Source organism: Janthinobacterium sp. 67 (genome assembly GCF_002797895.1).
Classification (GTDB): domain Bacteria; phylum Pseudomonadota; class Gammaproteobacteria; order Burkholderiales; family Burkholderiaceae_D; genus Janthinobacterium.
The window spans coordinates 3,538,665-3,556,086 of sequence record NZ_PGES01000001.1 but is presented as its reverse complement, the minus strand read 5'-3'; the positions used below and the strand labels follow the sequence as shown (position 1 = coordinate 3,556,086).

At 65.0% G+C, this 17,422-nt stretch carries 15 protein-coding genes; 13 read left to right on the top strand and 2 right to left on the bottom strand.

Features of this window, described 5'->3' with window-relative positions:
• Window positions 1-116: 116 nt before the first annotated feature.
• From can to CLU90_RS15935, 5 genes are all read left to right on the top strand, one after another.
• The gene (gene can, locus CLU90_RS15955) at window positions 117-788 is read left to right on the top strand and encodes a carbonate dehydratase (RefSeq protein ID WP_035822585.1); all 672 of its coding nucleotides are present in this window, start codon (window positions 117-119) and stop codon (window positions 786-788) included.
• A gap of 151 nt (window positions 789-939) precedes the next feature.
• The gene (locus tag CLU90_RS15950; RefSeq protein ID WP_092711895.1) at window positions 940-1,824 is read left to right on the top strand and encodes a TauD/TfdA dioxygenase family protein; all 885 of its coding nucleotides are present in this window, start codon (window positions 940-942) and stop codon (window positions 1,822-1,824) included.
• A 32-nt stretch (window positions 1,825-1,856) separates the two neighbouring features.
• Complete coding sequence (locus CLU90_RS15945; protein WP_100428368.1) at window positions 1,857-2,870, top strand: ABC transporter substrate-binding protein; 1,014 nt, start codon at window positions 1,857-1,859, stop codon at window positions 2,868-2,870.
• Window position 2,871: 1 nt separating this feature from the next.
• The gene (locus tag CLU90_RS15940; RefSeq protein WP_092711891.1) at window positions 2,872-3,717 is read left to right on the top strand and encodes an ABC transporter ATP-binding protein; all 846 of its coding nucleotides are present in this window, start codon (window positions 2,872-2,874) and stop codon (window positions 3,715-3,717) included.
• Window positions 3,714-4,586: an ABC transporter permease gene (locus CLU90_RS15935; protein ID WP_092711888.1), complete on the top strand. Its 873-nt coding sequence runs from the start codon at window positions 3,714-3,716 to the stop codon at window positions 4,584-4,586. Before CLU90_RS15940 ends, CLU90_RS15935 begins: the two co-directional genes overlap by 4 nt.
• A 12-nt stretch (window positions 4,587-4,598) precedes the next feature.
• On the opposite strand, the gene CLU90_RS15930 is transcribed toward CLU90_RS15935, so the two are convergent.
• Window positions 4,599-5,492, bottom strand: coding sequence for an HTH-type transcriptional regulator ArgP (locus CLU90_RS15930; RefSeq protein ID WP_198511329.1), 894 nt, complete (start codon window positions 5,490-5,492; stop codon window positions 4,599-4,601).
• Between the two features lie 136 nt (window positions 5,493-5,628).
• Between CLU90_RS15930 and CLU90_RS15925 the strand changes: the two genes are divergently transcribed.
• The 5 genes from CLU90_RS15925 to CLU90_RS29340 all read left to right on the top strand — a co-directional run bounded on the left by CLU90_RS15925 (window position 5,629) and on the right by CLU90_RS29340 (window position 12,106).
• On the top strand, window positions 5,629-8,058 hold the full coding sequence (locus CLU90_RS15925) for a penicillin-binding protein 1A (RefSeq protein WP_092711886.1): 2,430 nt from the start codon (window positions 5,629-5,631) through the stop codon (window positions 8,056-8,058).
• Window positions 8,059-8,062: 4 nt separating this feature from the next.
• On the top strand, window positions 8,063-8,686 hold the full coding sequence (locus CLU90_RS15920; protein ID WP_092711884.1) for a trimeric intracellular cation channel family protein: 624 nt from the start codon (window positions 8,063-8,065) through the stop codon (window positions 8,684-8,686).
• 96 nt (window positions 8,687-8,782) lie between these two features.
• Window positions 8,783-10,681, top strand: a complete 1,899-nt coding sequence (locus tag CLU90_RS15915; RefSeq protein WP_092711882.1) for a beta-propeller domain-containing protein — start codon at window positions 8,783-8,785, stop codon at window positions 10,679-10,681.
• 49 nt (window positions 10,682-10,730) lie between these two features.
• Window positions 10,731-11,297: a sigma-70 family RNA polymerase sigma factor gene (locus CLU90_RS15910; RefSeq protein ID WP_232731223.1), complete on the top strand. Its 567-nt coding sequence runs from the start codon at window positions 10,731-10,733 to the stop codon at window positions 11,295-11,297.
• Window positions 11,294-12,106, top strand: a complete 813-nt coding sequence (locus CLU90_RS29340; RefSeq protein ID WP_139178208.1) for a hypothetical protein — start codon at window positions 11,294-11,296, stop codon at window positions 12,104-12,106. Before CLU90_RS15910 ends, CLU90_RS29340 begins: the two co-directional genes overlap by 4 nt.
• Window positions 12,107-12,196: 90 nt before the next feature.
• Here CLU90_RS29340 and CLU90_RS15895 read toward each other — a convergent pair whose 3' ends face one another.
• Entirely contained in the window at window positions 12,197-13,342 is a 1,146-nt protein-coding gene (locus tag CLU90_RS15895; protein ID WP_092711876.1) for an MFS transporter, read from the bottom strand.
• Window positions 13,343-13,624: 282 nt separating this feature from the next.
• Between CLU90_RS15895 and CLU90_RS15890 the strand changes: the two genes are divergently transcribed.
• The 3 genes from CLU90_RS15890 to CLU90_RS15880 all read left to right on the top strand — a co-directional run bounded on the left by CLU90_RS15890 (window position 13,625) and on the right by CLU90_RS15880 (window position 17,312).
• A complete protein-coding gene (locus tag CLU90_RS15890; protein ID WP_100428367.1) occupies window positions 13,625-14,392 on the top strand; it encodes a gamma-glutamyl-gamma-aminobutyrate hydrolase family protein in 768 nt (255 codons plus the stop codon).
• Window positions 14,393-14,468: 76 nt separating this feature from the next.
• Window positions 14,469-15,839: a glutamine synthetase family protein gene (locus CLU90_RS15885; RefSeq protein WP_099376355.1), complete on the top strand. Its 1,371-nt coding sequence runs from the start codon at window positions 14,469-14,471 to the stop codon at window positions 15,837-15,839.
• 12 nt (window positions 15,840-15,851) lie between these two features.
• Window positions 15,852-17,312, top strand: coding sequence for an aspartate aminotransferase family protein (locus tag CLU90_RS15880; protein ID WP_100428366.1), 1,461 nt, complete (start codon window positions 15,852-15,854; stop codon window positions 17,310-17,312).
• Window positions 17,313-17,422: the final 110 nt, after the last annotated feature.

The following is a 17,422-nucleotide window of genomic DNA, read 5'->3' as shown; positions in this document are numbered from 1 at the left end:
GCCGGGATGCTTCAACATCCCGGCGTTTTTTTCATCACGACTGAACAATGTGCGCGCATCGCCGGCCTATGGGCGCGATCTGCCGCCCTCAGTCGTACGTACACAATGGGAGCGATATGACCGAACAGAAAAATGGCCCGGCCCTGGCGGAACTGCTGCAGCGTAACCGCCGCTGGGCCGACTCGATGGTGGCGAAGGACCCGAACTTCTTCAAGAACCTGGAAGCGCAAACGTCGCCCGAATACCTGTGGATCGGCTGCTCCGACAGCCGCGTGCCAGCAAATGAACTGCTGGGCATGGCGCCTGGCGACGTGTTTGTGCACCGTAATATTGCCAATGTGGTCGTGCATTCCGACCTCAATTGCCTGTCCGTCCTGCAATTTGCCGTGGACGTGCTGAAAGTCAAACACGTCATCATCGTCGGCCATTACGGCTGCAAGGGCGTGCATGCGGCCATGACGGGCACGCGCATCGGCCTGGTCGACAACTGGCTGCGCCACGTGCAGGACGTGGGCCAGAAACACGAACGTTACCTGGGCGACGTGCTGACGAGCCGCCAGCGCGGCGACCGCCTGTGCGAGCTGAACGTGGTCGAACAGGTCTTGAACGTGTGCCAGACCACCGTCGTGCAAGATGCGTGGGAACGGGGCCAGGAACTCAGCGTTCACGGCTGGGTCTATGGCTTGAAGGATGGCCTGCTGAACGACCTGGAAGTGACCGTCACGGCTGGCCACGAACTGGCGCCGCGCATGGCGACGCGCCTGGCCCGCTACGAAGCAATCGCGTAAGCGGCGTCGGCGTCGCGCCAGGTACCTGGCCACGCCGATGCCTGTTGCAGCGTGGCGCAACGCGCCGCGCATATCCATATAGTAAATGCTTCGTTTGCAAGCAAGGCTGGCCGGCATACAGTGGACTTCCCCAGACTCTTGGCGAACTCCCATGTCGGCCGTCCTGAAACCCGTGCAGTCCACCAGTCCATTCCAGATCGAAACTTTCGATGCGCCGCTGGGCGCGCAAGTGCTGGGGCTGGACCTGGCGCAAGCGCTGTCGCAGGGCGATTTCCAGCGCCTGCACCATGCCCACCTCGACCATCACGTGCTGGTATTCCGCGACCAGCGCATCACGCCGCAGCAGCAGGTCGATTTCAGCCGCCGCTTCGGCCCCTTGCAAATCCACGTGCTGCGCCAGTTCCAGCTGCCCACGCAGCCGGAAGTGCTGATCATCTCGAACATCGTCGAAAACGGCCAGCCCATCGGTCTCGGTGACGCGGGCCATTTCTGGCATTCCGATTTGTCGTACAAGGAAGTGCCCAGCCTCGGTTCCATGCTGCATGCGCAAGAGTTGCCGGACGAGGGCGGCGACACCGTGTTTGCGAACATGCACCTGGCCTGGGAAAGCTTGCCGGCCGCGCTGCGCCACGCCGTGCGCGGCGCCCGTGCCGAGCACAGCTACCTGAGCCAGTATGAGGAATTGCGCCGCCGCAATCCATGGCGTCCCGCCCTGACGCAGGCGCAGATCGATGAAGTCAAGCCCGTCACCCACCCCGTCGTTCGCGTGCATCCGGAAACGGGACGCCGCGCCCTGTTCGTCAGCGAACATTTCACCACGCGCATCGTCGGTCTGCCCGACGATGAAAGCCGCGCCCTGCTCGACGAACTGTTCGCCCACAGCGTGCGTCCCGAGCACCTGTATGTGCACCGCTGGCAGCCGCACGACCTGGTGTTCTGGGACAACCGTTCCCTGATGCACTTGGCGACCGGTTGCCCGCCCGACCAGCGCCGCAAGCTCTACCGCACGACCATCGAAGGCGATGCGCCGTACTGATTTTTTTGACCGTAGTTGACCAAGGAGTGTCCATGTTGCCGATCTTTACCTTTTCCCGCCGCCTGCTCGCCGCCATTGCCGTGCTGTGCATGGCCATGCCCATGGCCCGGGCCGAAGGACAGATCCGCATCGCGGGCCAGCACGGCATCACTTTTCTTTTGCTCAATATCGCGCAGGAACAGAAGCTGATCGAAAAGCACGGCAAGCAGCAAGGCGTCGATGTGAAGGTCGAGTGGATTACCTTGTCCGGCGGCCCGGCCATCAATGATGCTTTGTTGTCCGGCAATATCGATATCGCGGGGGCCGGGCTGGGGCCGCTCTTGACCATCTGGGACCGCACGAAAGGCCGGCAGAACGTGCGCGCCGTCGCGTCCCTGGGCAACTTCCCCTACTATTTGGTCAGCAACAATCCCAAGGTGAAAACCCTGGCGGACTTGACGGACAAGGACCGTATCGCCTTGCCGGCCGTCTCCGTTTCCGTGCAGGCGCGTATCTTGCAAATGGCCGTGGCGAAGCAGTGGGGCGACAAGGAATTCGCCCGCCTCGATAAAATCACGCAAACCTTGCCGCACCCGGACGCGGCCGCCGCCATCATCGCCGGCGGCACGGAGCTCAGCGGCCACTTCGGCAATTCGCCGTTCCAGGAGCAGGAACTGGCGCAAAACCCGAACGCCCACATCATCCTGAACTCGTATGACGTGCAGGGCGGTCCCAGCTCGTCGACCCTGCTGTATGCGACGGAAAAGTACCGCAAGGACAATCCGAAAACCTACCGCGCCTTCATCGCCGCCCTGGCGGAAGCGGCGCAGTATGCGAGCGGAAATCCGCAAGGCGCGGCCGACATCTATATCAAGGTCAACAAGAGCAAGGTGGACCGCAATCTGCTGCTGAAAATCTTTGCCAACCCGCAGGTGCAATTCAAGATCGCGCCGCAAAACACCTATGGGCTCGCGCAATTCCTGCATCGCGTGAGCGCCATCCGCAACTTTCCCGGCAGCTGGCGCGATTATTTCTTTGACGATCCTGCCATCACGCAAGGAGGCTGACATGAACGCGCCCGCTTTTCACCTGGTCCGTCCTCCCGTTGCGCTACAGCCGCTGCTCAGCGTTCAGCATGTCAGCCTGGAATACCGTACGGAGCAGCGCACCGTGCGCGCCACGCACGACGTCAGTTTCGACGTGTTCCGGGGTGACCGTTTCGTGCTGCTGGGACCATCGGGCTGCGGCAAGTCGTCGCTGCTGAAAGCCGTGGCCGGTTTCATCGCGCCGCGCGCCGGCAGCATCGCCATGCAGGGCCATCCCATTCATAAACCGGGGCCGGACCGTGTCGTCGTGTTCCAGGAATTCGACCAGTTGCCGCCGTGGAAAACCGTACTGGAAAACGTCATGTTCCCCTTGCTGGCCAGCAAGCGCCTGGACAAGCAGGCGGCCCGCGAACGCGCCCATCACTGGATCGCCAAGGTGGGCCTGGCCGGCTTTGAAGACGCCCACCCGCATACCTTGTCGGGCGGCATGAAGCAGCGGGTGGCCATCGCCCGCGCCCTGGCCATGCAGCCGGAAGTGCTGCTGATGGACGAACCGTTCGCGGCCCTCGACGCCCTGACGCGGCGCAAGATGCAGGAAGAGCTGAGCCGCCTGTGGGAAGAGCTGCGCTTTACGCTTGTCTTCGTCACGCATTCGATCGAGGAAGCGCTGGTCGTGGGCAACCGCATCCTGCTGCTGTCGCCCCATCCGGGCCGGGTGCGTGCCGAATTGAACAGTCACCAGTTCGACTTGCACAGCGCCGGCAGTGTGGAATTCCAGGCCGCCAGCAGCCGCATCCACGGCTTGCTGTTCGACGAGGAAGCCGCTCCTGTCCCGCAAGCAGAGCGTGCCCACCGGGAGGCCGTATGAGTGCGCTGCTGGAGCCGCCTATCCGCCAGGAATTCGTGTATGCGGCGCCGCCGCCGGCCGGCGTCACCGTCGAGCAGCCGCTGTCGCGCTGGCAGCGTGTGAGCCAGCACGCGCTGTGGCGCAAGGTGCTGATTTTGTTCAGCCTGGCCCTGCTGTGGGAAGGCGCGGCGCGCTGGACGCAGAACGATTTGTTGTTGCCCAGTTTTCTGCAGACGGCGCAGGCGTTTATCGGCGGCATCGCCAGCGGTGAATTGCTCACGCGCACAGCCGCCTCCCTCGTCGTCTTGCTGCAGGGCTATGCGGTGGGCGTGCTGGCCGCCTTCGTGCTGACCTTGCTGGCCGTGTCCAGCCGTATCGGGCGCGATCTGCTGGAAACCCTGACGGCCATGCTCAATCCCTTGCCGGCGATTGCCCTGCTGCCGCTGGCTTTGCTGTGGTTCGGCCTGGGGCGCGCCAGCCTGATCTTCGTCATCGTCCATTCCGTCATGTGGCCGCTCGCCCTGAACACGTATGCAGGCTTTCAGGGCGTGCCCGAGACCCTGCGCATGGCGGGCCGCAATTACGGCTTGACCGGCTTGCGCCTGGTGCTGCACATCCTCGTGCCGGGCGCCTTGCCTTCCATCGTCTCGGGCTTGAAGATAGGCTGGGCGTTTGCCTGGCGCACCCTGATCGCGGCCGAGCTGGTGTTCGGCACGACGTCGGGGCAGGGCGGCCTGGGCTGGTACATTTTCCAGAATCGCAACGAGCTGTACACGGACAAGGTGTTTGCGGGTCTGGCCGCCGTCATCGTCATCGGTTTAATCGTGGAAAACCTTGGCTTCCGCACTTTGGAACGCGTGACTCTGAAGCGCTGGGGCATGCAACGGTAGTTGTCACGATAATTATTTCAGCATGCTGCGCGCCGCCGCGATGATTTGCCGCGACAACTGCTCCATGCGCGGCGACTGCACCTTCCACGTATGCCAGTACAGGGCCACGTCGGCCGGAGTCTTGGGCGTGAGCATTTCCACCAGCTCGCCATCCGTATTCGCTTTCAGCAGCAGCTCGGGCACCATGCCGTAGCCGAGGCCGTAGCGGATGGCGTTGAAGTGCGAGGTGGCGCCCGGCACGTAATGACAGGGGTAGGCCCCTTCGGGCAGCCCCAGCGCCTCTTGCAGGAACGACGATTGCAGGGTGTCCTTGCGCGTGTAGGCGACGACGGGCGCCGTGCGCGCCGCCTTGCGCGTCAGGCCGTGCGCAAACCACTGCTGGCGGAACGCGGGCGTGGCCACCAGCCAGTAGCGCATCACGCCCAGCGGCTCGGCCGTGCAGCCGCGCATGGGCTTGGCTTCCGTGCTGATGCAGCCGATCGCCATGCCCGTTTCCAGCAAGGTATACGTGTGGTCCTGGTCTTCCACGGTCAGGTCCAGCAGCACGCGCTCGCGTATCAGCACCTCGGACAGGGCGGGGAAGAACCAGGTGCCCATCGAGTCCGCGTTCAGCGCCAGCACCAGGGTCAGCGGGGCATCCTGCTGCACGGCCAGTTCCGCCTGCAAGTCCGCTTCCAGCAGCTTGGCCCGTTTCAGGTACTGCATCAGCCGCTGCCCCATGCGCGTGGCGCGCGCCGGTCGGCTGCGCACGATCAGGGCATTGCCCAGCTGGCTTTCCAGCGCCCGCACCCGCTGGGAAATGGCGGGGGAGGTCAGGTGCAGCCGCAGCGCCGCCTGCTCGAAGCTACCCGTTTCAACGACGGCGCGAAACGCTTCCGTATGTTTGGGATTGAGATCCATGATCATCGCCTGCATAAGAAAAATTTATCAATACTAAATAATACTTACTTTTCATAAGGATGAGTGTGTTGCAGTGCACAATGTCTCTTTGATGGAGTGCCGCGCGCCAGCGCGCGGCCTCCTGGCAGCAAGGAATACCACCATGGAAGCACAAGCGAACGACAGCAGCACCCGCAAGCCCCAGTCCAAGCTGGCGCGCAATCTGAAATTCGGCCTGGGATTGACCCTGGGCCTGGGCATGGCCGCCGCGCTGGCGGGCGGCTGGTGGCTGCGCCAGGCGTGGCAGGATTTGCCGGCCGTCGAACACCTGGCCCAGTACAAGCCCGCGCTGCCGCTGCGCATTTTCTCGAGCGAAGGCGAGCTGCTGGCCGAATACGGCGAGGAGCGCCGCGAATTTCTGCCCTTGAAGGAGATCCCGCTGCGCATGCGCCAGGCCTTGCTGGCCATCGAGGATGCGCGTTTCTACGAGCATGGCGCCGTCGATTTCTATGGCTTGACGCGCGCGACCCTGGCCAACGTCGTCACGGGCCACCATGCGCAGGGTGCCAGCACCATCACCATGCAGGTGGCGCGCGACTTTTTCCTCTCGCGCGAAAAGACCGTGCAGCGCAAACTGACGGAGATGCTGCTCGCCTACAAGCTGGAGCAGCACTACGGCAAGGACAAGCTGCTGGAACTGTATATGAACCAGATTTACCTGGGCGAGCGTTCCTACGGCTTTTCCGCCGCCTCGAACATTTATTTCGACAAGCCGCTGGCCGACGTCAGCATCGCCGAAGCGGCCATGCTGGCCGGCTTGCCGAAAGCGCCATCGGCCTACAACCCTGTCGCCAATCCCCAGCGCGCCACCGTGCGCCAGCACTACATCCTGCAGCGCATGCGCGAACTCGGCTACATCACGCCAGCCGAATACGACGCGGCCGTGGCGGAAAAGCTGGCCCTGAACAAGGACCGCAACAGCTCCGTGCACGCGGCCGCGTATGCGGTCGAGGAAGCGCGCCAGCTGATCCTGCAAGGCTATCCCGAAGGCGCCTACAGCATGGGCCTGGACGTGACGACGACCATTCGCATGGCGCCGCAGCGGGCGGCCGACAAGTCGCTGCGCGATGGGCTGTTGAATGCGCAGGCGCGGCGCGGCTACCGTGGACCGGAAGCGCGCCTGGCCGCCTCCGAAGACAGCGTGGCGCGCCAGCTGGCCCCATACCCGGACAGCGGAGAACTGCGCGCCGCCCTCGTGCGCAAGGTCGATACGGCCGGCAAGCGCCAGGTGACGGCGCAGCTGCGCAATGGCGACGAGATCGTGCTGGCGGCATCGGAAGCGCGCCTGGGCGGCAAGCTGGCCTGGGATGGCAAGCGCGCCATCGCCGAGGGCAGCGTGATCCGCGTGGTGCGCGACGCGGCGAAAAAGGGCTGGCTGGTGAGCCAGCTGCCCGAGATGGAAGGCGCGCTCATTTCCGTCGAGGCCCACAGCGGCGAGATCGTCGCCATGGCGGGCGGCTTTGACTTCTACCGCAACCACTACAACCATGCCATGCAGGCCTACCGCCAGCCCGGCTCCAGCTTCAAGCCCTTCGTGTATTCGGCGGCGCTGGAGAAGGGATATTTTCCCGGCACGGCCGTCGACGACACGCAGCGCCTGCTGCTGCCGCAGGAAACGGGCGCACGGCCCTGGCGCCCGCGCAATTACGGCAACAACTATGAAGGTTTCATCAGCGTGCGGCGTGGCCTCGTGCGCTCGAAAAACCTGGTGGCCGTCAGCCTGATGCAGGCGGCCGGCCCTGGCTACGTGCAGCACTACGCCACGCGCTTCGGCTTCGAGGGCGCGCGCAATCCCGTGTCCCTGCCGCTGGCGCTGGGCGCGGGCGCCGTCACGCCGCTGCAGCTGGCGCAATCGTATGCCGTGTTCGCCAATGGGGGCATGCAGATGCCGCCGAAACTGATCAAGGAAGTGCGCAGCCGCAGCGGAGAAGTGCTGTTCAGCGATGCGGCGCCACGCGCCAAGGGCGAGCCGGCGCCGGGTACGCAAGTGATCTCCACGCGCAACGCCTACGTCATGGACAGCATGCTGCGCGACGTCGTCAAGAGCGGCACGGGCCGCGGCGCGCTGGCGCTGGGGCGCGGCGACGCGGCCGGCAAGACGGGGACATCCAATAACGCGTACGACGCCTGGTTCGCCGGCTATTCCTCGGGCCTCGTCTCCGTCGTCTGGCTCGGCTACGACCAGCCGAAAAGCCTGGGCAACGCCACCGGCGGCACCCTGGCGCTGCCCGTCTGGCGCGACTACATGCAGGTGGCCGTGCAGGGTCGCCGCGAGCAGGTATTGGCCGAACCGCCAGGCCTGGCCCTGCTCGATGGCGATTACGTGTATGCCGAATACCTGGCCGGCGACTGCCTGAAGGATAACTTCGCCTTTATCCACAGCAGCGTCGGCTGCGGCAGCGGCGGTGCGGATACGCGCATGGCGCGCGGTGACGCCGGCGATGGCGGCTCCGGCACGGGTACGAACGAAGCGCGCACCCTGAGCGAAGCGCGCGAACGCGAACAAATTCTCAAATCATTTTCGGAAGAGTAAGACCATGCTGTTATATACGATTTACCTGGTGGCGATCGTCGCCGAAGCGATGTCCGGCGCCATCATGGGCATGCGGCGCGGCATGGATTTGTTCGGCATCTGCATGATCGGCACCGTCACGGCGCTCGGCGGCGGCACCGTGCGCGACGTGCTGCTGGGTCACTATCCGCTGGGCTGGATTGCGCATCCCGAATACCTGCTGTTTACCATCGGCGCGGCCATCGTGACGGCCTTCGTCGCCCGCTATCTGCACCATCTGCGCGCCATCTTTTTGCTGGTCGACGGACTGGGTCTGGTGGCGTTTTGCGTGATCGGCTGCGACATCGCCATGTCGGCCAAGATGCATCCTGCCATCGTCGTGCTGGCGGGGATGATCACGGGCGTCTTCGGCGGCCTGCTGCGCGATATCCTGTGCAACCAGATTCCCCTCGTGCTGCAGCGCGAAGTGTATGCCACCGTGGCCCTGTTCACGGGCGCCCTGTATGTCGGCCTGCTGCACTTCAGGGTCGACAGCGCGGTGGCGCAACTGGCGTCCATCGGCGCCGGTTTCCTGTTCCGCTTCCTGGCCTTGCATTTTGAATGGCGGCTGCCGAATTTCAATGGCGACCGCATACGGGGTTTTGAGTAAGGCAGCAGCCGCGTGAATATTTTCACGCGCGCTTAACCCCTTTTTCTGCGCTGCCGCGTTTCATGGTTGACACCCCAGCCAACCGGAGAAGAAGCGATGTCCAGCGCCTGCAAGATCACATTGATACTGTCCCTGCTGCTGTCGGCAGGCAGCCACGCCGCCGGCACGGCGCCGCGCAAGACCCTGGCGCCGTTCGCCAGCGAGCAAGCCTTGAGCAGCTACCTGCAGCAGTTGCAGGCGCGCCAGGAGGCGTTGCTGCTGCGGCAGCAAAAACTGCAGCGCGCCACGGCGCAGTATTCGGCGCAGTCCATGGCGGCTCCTCCCGCTCCTCCCGTTCCTCCCGCGCCGATGGCGGCCAAGGCTGTCCCCGCGCCATCGGCAGAAGCTGCGGAATCCGTCACCAATGTGCAGACGGCGGGCGTGGACGAAGGCGGCATCGTCAAGCTGCATGGCAAGCACCTGGTGATGCTCCGGCGCGGCAAGCTGTTCACCGTGCAGGTGGGCGGCAACGCCTTGCAGCCCGTGTCTACGCTCGACGCGTTCGCGCCGGGCAGCGACCCGTCCGGCAGCTGGTATGACGAGATGCTGATCGATGGCGACACGGTGGTGGTGATCGGCTACAGCTACAGCCGTGGCGGCACGGAGATCGGCCTGTTCGACGTCAATGGGGACGGCAAGCTGGCCTACCGTTCCACGTATCATTTGCGCTCCAACGATTATTATTCCTCGCGCAATTACGCGAGCCGCCTGGTCGGCGGCAAACTGGTGTTTTACTCGCCCCTGTCGCTGAACCTGCGCCGAGGCGACCCGTTCGGCGGCTTCCCCGCGCTGCGCCGCTGGCGTCCTGACGCCGTGCCATCCGACTTCAAGCGCATCGCCCCGGCCACGCGCATCTACCGCACCGATGAAGAACCCGAAACGGGCTTCGGCCTGACCCTGCACACGGTCACCGTGTGCGACCTGGCGCAGCGCGACATGCGCTGCGAAGCGACGGCCGTCATGGGGCCGCAGGGCCGCGTGTTCTATGTGTCGGGCGAATCCGTTTTCGTGTGGACGACGCGCCGCGGCAGCGACTCGGGCGTATTCCGCATTCCCCTCGATGGCGGCGCGCCCAGCGCCCTGAAGGTGGCCGGCGCGCCCGTCGACCAGTTCTCGTTCCTGGAAAGCAGCGATGGCCACCTGAACGTGCTGCTGCGCGCCGAAGGCCAGGGCGACGCCATGTGGGATGGCGCGCGGGGGCGCGGCGACATGGCCTTGCTGCGCGTGCCATTGGCCTCGTTTTCCGATGGCCGCGACAGCGCGCCCGCCAGCAGCTACAAGGCGCTGCCCGGCGGCGGCGGCTACGGCTTGCAGAACCGCTACGTGGGGTCCTATCTGTTGTACGGCAATCCGGGCAATGCCGGACGCCGCAAGGCGGACCAGGCCTGGCCGCGCCAGCCCCTGTACGCCGTGCGCTGGGCCGATGCGGGCAGCGTGCAAGCCTTGTCCCTGCCGCATGGCGTGGAGCGCATCGAGGCGCTGGGCAATGACGCCGTGGTGATCGGCGCGCAGGGCAGGGATCTGCACTTCAGCACCATCGGCCTGGGGACGCAGGCGGCGATCGCCACGCGCTACATCCGCGCCGACGCGGCGCAGGGCGAGTCGCGCAGCCACGGCTTTTTCTACAAGCCGCAAGCGGCCAGCGAGGGCATGATCGGCTTGCCCATCCTGGGCGCGGACGAGCGGCGTGGCCTTAACAAGTCATCCGCCTCCGTCCTGTACCTGCGCAACAGCGGTTTGACATTGACGGAACTGGGGGCGCTGGCCGCGCGGCCGGGCCAGGCGCCGGATGACGGCTGCCGCGCGTCCTGCGTGGACTGGTATGGCAATGCGCGGCCCCTGTTCCTGCAGGGCCGGGTCTTCGCCCTGCTCGGCTACGAACTGGTGGAAGGGGCGCTCAGGGATGGACAGATCCGCGAAGTACGCCGCATCAGCTATGCGCCCACTGCACGTTGATGGCGCAGTGAAATTGCCGCTGCCGCGCAGTTCGGCTACACTGCTCCGCATGCCCGACACCCTCATTACCGCGACGGATGAAGACCTGATGCTGCGCTACAGCGCCGGCGACCTGCCGTCGTTTCGTGAACTGTACCGGCGCCATAGCCAGGGCCTGTACCGCTTCGTGGCCTGGCGTTCGCCGCGCCGCGCGTGGGTGGACGAGATCGTGCAGGATGCGTGGGCCAGCCTGCACGCGGCGCGTGCCGGCTATCAGCCGCAAGCGGCATTCCGCACCTATCTGTACCAGATCGCGCGCAACCGCCTGATCGACCTGCTGCGCCAGCGGGAAGGACAGGAACACGATGACGCGGGCGAACTGGCGGACGAGGGCGCATCGCCGCCGCAGTCGCTGGAGCAGAAACAGCAGCACGCGCTGCTGCATGCGGCCATCGCCGCGCTGCCGGTGGAGCAGAAGGAAGCGCTGGTGCTGCAGCAGTTCAGCGGCATGAGCATCCTCGAGATCGCCGTGGTGACGGGGGCGGAAGCGGAAACCGTCAAGAGCCGGCTGCGCTACGCCATGCAGAAATTGCGCGCGGGCTTGGACAGCGCCGCTAGCGCGGGAGGACAGGCATGAATACGCACGATCAAGATAACCACGAACCGAATGACGAGGAATTGAACGCGCTGCTGGCCAGCCTGCCGCAGCCCGCGCCTTCCAGCGCCCTCGATGCGGCCATTCTGGCGGATGCGGAAAAAGCCTTGCAAAAACCGGTAGCCGCGAACGATAGCGCCGATGGCGCGCTGCGTACCTTGCCGGCCAAGAAATCGCCGGACTACCTGCAGCGCTGGCGCGTTCCGCTGGGACTGGCCGCGGCCGTGCTGCTGACGGTGAATCTGATTGGCGTGGACTGGTTCGGTTCGAAGCCGGCGCAATTTCCCGTGGTGGGGGAGCCGGTCACGCAGGAGGTGATGTCCGCGCCTGCCACCGCACCTGTTGCCGCAACGGCCGCTGCGCCTGCGCCACCGCCGTCGGCTGCGCCAGCGCCGCGCGCCATGGCCAAAATGGCAGCCAAGCCAGCGCCGCCGGCGCCAGCCTCGTTTCCCGCGCCGCAGACGATAGCAGTGGCGCCACCGGCGCCGCCAGCACCGCCGCCCCCACCGGCGCCTGCCACGGCGATGAGCCAGGCGATGGAGCAGCAAGCGGCCATGCAGGCCGAGTCCAGTATGCAGCGCCAGGCGCCCGTCCCGGTCGCGGCCCGCTCCGCGCCGCTACCGCCGCCCGCAAAACTCGACGCTGGCGTGTGGCTGGTGAAGATCGACGCCCTGCTCAAGGCGGGCGAGGGCACCTTGGCGCACGAGGAGTGGACGGCGTTCAGGCAGGCCTATCCCGACTATCCGGTGGCCGAGGAACTGCGGCAGCGGCTGGAAAAGCAGAAGCAATAGCGAGTTGATGCGCTGCCTTAACCCGCAGGCAAAGAGCTGGGGTCAGACCCGGCGGGTCTGACCCCGGAATTGAAGGCTCGATCTGCTGGGCTACACGATTCCCTTCCTGCGTTCCCACACGGCGCTGCCGACGAAAATGGCGGCGCACACCCACATCACGGCCGGCAGGGCGTTCACGCCCACCGATTGCATCAGGACCCCCGTCAGCAGGGGGCCGCCGCCGCTGGTCACGCCCCAGGTGGCGTTGACGATGGCGCTGGCGCTGGTCAGCGACAGGCCCGTAAACCGTTCGCCGCAGGCCACCAGCGCCAGCATGTAGATGCCGCCCGCCGCCGCGCCCAGCAACAGCAGCAAGGTCCACCACAGCCATGGCGTGCCGACGGCAAACGGCAGCAGCGGCAGCAGCAGGCAGACGGCCACGCCGCAGCCCGCGTGGACTTTGGCGCGGCCGTAGCGGTCGGCCATCCAGCCCAGCGCGAATTGCAGGCCCGTGTCGCCCACCAGCACCACGGTGGCCGACAGCAGCGCCAGGTCCGTGCCGATGCCGTGTTCCATCGCGTACAGCGGCAGCAAGCTCAATGCCAGCGTATCGAACAGGGCGAAGAAGGCGGCGCCCAGCACGATCATCGGCATGCGCGGCAGGATCAGGGTCCATTTCACGCCGTGTTCTTCCGGCTCCCTTTCCGGGCCGCTGTTCGAGATCAGCATCAATCCCGGCACGGCCAGCAAGAACAGCAGGCCGCAGGCGGCGAAACTCCAGCTGATCTTGTCGTTGAACAGCGCCACGAGGGCGGGGCCGATCAGCTGGAAAAAGGTAAAGCTGGTGGTGTACATGGCCACCACGCGCCCCCGGGAATTGTCGGGCGCCAGCCGGTTCACCCACGCTTCGCCGATGGTAAACAGCACGCCCATGGCGCCGCCGAACAGGAAGCGCAGCACGCTCCATGCCAGCAGGTGGTCGGTACACTGCATGGCGATCGTCGCCAGCGAGGCCACCCACACGGCGCCCAGCATGGTGGCGCGCGCGCCGAAACGTCCCACCCAGCCCGAGACGAATGGCGAGGCGGCCAGGATGCCGAGGGCGCTGACGGCCGTGATCATGCCGATGATGTCCGTGCCGACACCGCGCTGGTGCAGGGTCAGGGCGGTGAGCGGCATGGTGGCGCCCAGGCCCAGGCCCACCACGCCGATGCTGACGACGAGGGCGAAGAAGTCGCGCCATGGCATGGTCTTCATGGCCGCCCTCTCGGGGTGGAAAAGATGTTCGGGAAGGCTGGAATACGGTGTGGAGGCATGGGAAAGTGGTCAACTTTGCCGGCGGCGCTGGCGTTTGGCGCCGGACGGGCATATGATGATTTTACTAAGTGCAATATTGCAAAGCCGTAGTGTAGGCGATGTGTGCCATCGCTGGCCATGCCCATCGGTGTGGCCGCTGCCCGCGGCTCTGCTGTACAGTGAAGCGAGCGGCAGCGCTGTCATGGCGCTGTCATTGGATCGTCACGTCAGCGAGGTAGCTCCATGCGCCGTCCCATCGTTCTCGTTCCCGCCTGCCAGCGCCAGCTTGGCAGCCACGCCTGGCACATGGCGCAGGACAAATACCTGCATGCCGTGCTGCACGGCGCCGGCTGCATGCCGCTGCTGCTGCCCGCCCTGGGCGCGGGCGCGGACCTGGAAGCGGCGTTGCACGTCGCCGACGGCGTCATGCTGACCGGTTCCGCCTCGAACGTCGACGCCCGCCTGTATGGCGAAGCCATCCTTCATCCCGACCTGCCGCAAGACCCCGCGCGCGACGCCACTACCTTGCCCCTGATCCGCGCCGCGCTGGCGCGCCAGCTGCCCTTGCTCGCCATTTGCCGCGGCTTCCAGGAAGTCAACGTGGCCCTGGGCGGCAGTCTGCACCAGGCCGTGCATGCGGTTCCGGGCATGCAGGACCACCGCGAGAACGTGCTCGATCCTTTGGAGCGCCAATACGGGCCTGCGCACCGCATCAAGCTGATGCCCGACGGCTTGCTGTCACGGTTGCTGGGCGGCGAGAGCGAAATGATGGTCAATTCCCTGCATGGCCAGGGCGTCGCCAGGCTGGCCGATGGCTTGCTGGTGGAAGCGCTGGCCGACGACGGCCTGGTGGAAGCATATAGGGTGGCCAGCGCCGCCGGCTTTACCCTGGCCGTGCAATGGCACCCGGAGTGGCAGGTGGAAGACAACCCGCAGTCCATGCGCCTGTTTGGCGCCTTCGGCCAGGCATGCCGCGATTACCGGGAACAGCAGCACAGAAATAAAGAATGACAAGGATGAAAAAAGGATGACAGGCACGCCGCACGAGTAGCACGCGGCGTTTGATCAAGACCAGCGAGAGGGAAACATGGCAATACGCGAAAATTTCACTTATACGGACATGGATTTGTGGCTCAATGAAAAGCGCGTCACGGAAATCGAATGCCTGGTCCCCGACTTGACGGGCGTGGCGCGCGGGAAGATCCTGCCGCGCGGGAAATTTACCCAGGAGCGCGGCATGCGCATCCCGGAAGCGGTACTGGGCATGACGGTGACGGGCAATTACCCGGTCGACGACGGCGGCTATGACCGCGCCATTTCCAGCACCGACCGCGACATGATTCTGAAGGCCGATCCCACCACCATCACCATGGTGCCATGGGCCACGGACCCCACCGCGCAAGTCATCCACGACTGCTATTTTTCCGACGGCGCGCTGGTCGATTTCGCTCCGCGCTCCGTGCTGCGGCGCGTGCTGAAACTGTATGCGGACAAGGGCTGGAAACCTGTCGTGGCGCCCGAGCTGGAGTTCTACCTGACGGCGAAAAACACGGACCCGGACTTGCCATTGAAACCGCCCATCGGGCGCAGCGGCCGGGCCGAGACGAGCCGCCAGGTGTACAGCATCGATGCCGTCAACGAGTTCGATCCCCTGTTCGAGGATATCTACGATTACTGCGAACTGATGAACCTTGACGTCGACACCCTGATCCACGAAATCGGCGCGGGGCAGATGGAAATCAACTTCCTGCACGGCGATCCTCTGGGCCTGGCAGACAAGGTCTTCTTCTTCAAGCGCACCCTGCGCGAAGCGGCCCTGAAACACGATATGTATGCCACCTTCATGGCCAAGCCCATGGCGGGCGAGCCGGGGTCCGCCATGCACGTGCATCAGAGCGTCGTCGACGCGAAGACGGGCCTGAATATCTTCAGCAATGAGGACGGCTCGGCCGCGCCCATTTTCAAGCATTACATCGCGGGCTTGCAGCGCTACATGCCGTCGGCCATGGCTATCGTCGCGCCCTATGTGAATTCCTACCGCCGCATCGTGCGCCACACGGCCGCGCCGATCAACATCCAGTGGGGCCTGGACAACCGCACGGTGGGCTTCCGCGTGCCCGAATCGGGCGTGCAGGACCGCCGCGTGGAAAACCGCATCATCGGCGCCGATGCGAATCCCTACCTGGCCCTGGCCGTCACTTTGGCCTGCGGCTACCTGGGCATGACGGAGCAGCTGGAAGCGACGCCGATGATGGTGGGCAGCGCCTACGACATGAAGTTCGAATTGCCGCAAGGCTTGCCCGAGGCTCTGCAACTGCTGCGCGCGGAAGACAAGCTGCGCACGGTGCTGGGCGAGCGCTTCATCGACGTGTATGCGGCCATCAAGGACCTCGAGCACCAGGAGTTCATGACCGTCATCAGCCCGTGGGAGCGCGAACATCTTCTGCTCCACGTTTAAGAAAGGATCTCAATGAGCACATCCAATAATCCGCTGGCGCCAAGCGCCGCCCTGGTTGCCTCCGTGGCGCAGAAAAACGCGGCGCCGCAGGTGTACGACACGGCCGCCATCCAGCAGATGGACGCGGCCCACTACCTGCATCCATTCACCGATTTCCAGGACCTGGCAAGCAAGGGCGCCAGGGTGATGGTGCGCGGCGACGGCGTCTACCTGTGGGATAGCCAGGGCAAGAAGATTGTCGATGGCATGTCGGGTCTGTGGTGCGTGAACGTGGGCTATGGTCGCACGTCGATCTCGCAAGCTGTCTACAAACAGATGGAGACGCTGCCGTTCTATAACAGCTTCTTTGGCACGACGAACGTGCCGGCCGCGCAGCTGGCCGCCAAGCTGGCGCAGATATCTCCGCCGCAGTTCCAGCATGTGTTCTTCACCAGTTCCGGCTCCGAAGGCAACGACACGAATCTGCGCATGGTGCGCCGCTACTGGGACATCCTCGGCTACAAGGAACGCCACACCATCATCAGCCGCCACAACGCCTATCACGGCAGCACGGTGGCGGGAGCGTCCCTGGGCGGCATGGATGGCATGCATGCGCAGGGCGGCATGCCGATACCGGGCATTGCGCACATCGGCCAGCCCAATTACCTGGAGTCGGGCCACGGCTTGACGCCGGAAGCCTTCGGCCTGAAGGCGGCCGGCTGGCTGGAAGACAAAATCCTGGAAATCGGCGCCGACAAGGTGGCCGCCTTCATCGGCGAGCCGGTGCAGGGCGCGGGCGGCGTCATCATCCCGCCATCGACGTACTGGCCCGAAATCCAGCGCATCTGCGACAAGTACGGCATCTTGCTGATCGCCGATGAAGTCATCTGCGGCTTCGGCCGCCTTGGCCGCTGGTTCGGCTCCGAACTGTTCGGCATCAAGCCCGACCTGATCACGTTTGCCAAGGGCGTCACCTCGGGCTATGTGCCGCTGGGCGGCGTGCTGGTGGGCGACCGCGTCGCCAAGGTGCTGATCGAGCAGGGCGGCGAATTCACGCACGGCTTCACGTATTCGGGCCACCCCGTCGCCTGCGCGGCGGCGCTGGAAAACATCCGCATCATCGAGGAAGAGCGGCTGGTGGCCAAGGTGGCCGAGGATACGGGGCCTTACCTGCAGCAGTGTTTCGCCAGCCTGGGCGAACACCCGCTGGTCGGCTATGCGGACAGCTGCGGCCTGGTCGCTGGCCTGAATCTGGTGCGCAGGAAGGGCGCCACCGTGCACGAGAACGAGCTGTTCGACGAGGGCCAGGGCGTGGGCATGATCTGCCGCGGCCACATGTTCGACAACGGCGTCATCATGCGCGCCGTGGGCGAGCGCATGATCGTCGCCCCGCCGCTGGTCATGACGCGCGCGCAGATCGATGAAATGGTGGGCTTGATACGGCTGTGCCTGGACAAGACGTATGCGGATGTGAAAGCGAAGGGCTGGGTGTAGCTATCGTCGAACCCAAACGCAAGGGCCGGGGTCGTACCCTGAGGGTACGACCCCAGTCTCTGCTGTTGGGTTTTTATCGACATCTGTACAATTTTTAGACCCGATAAGCG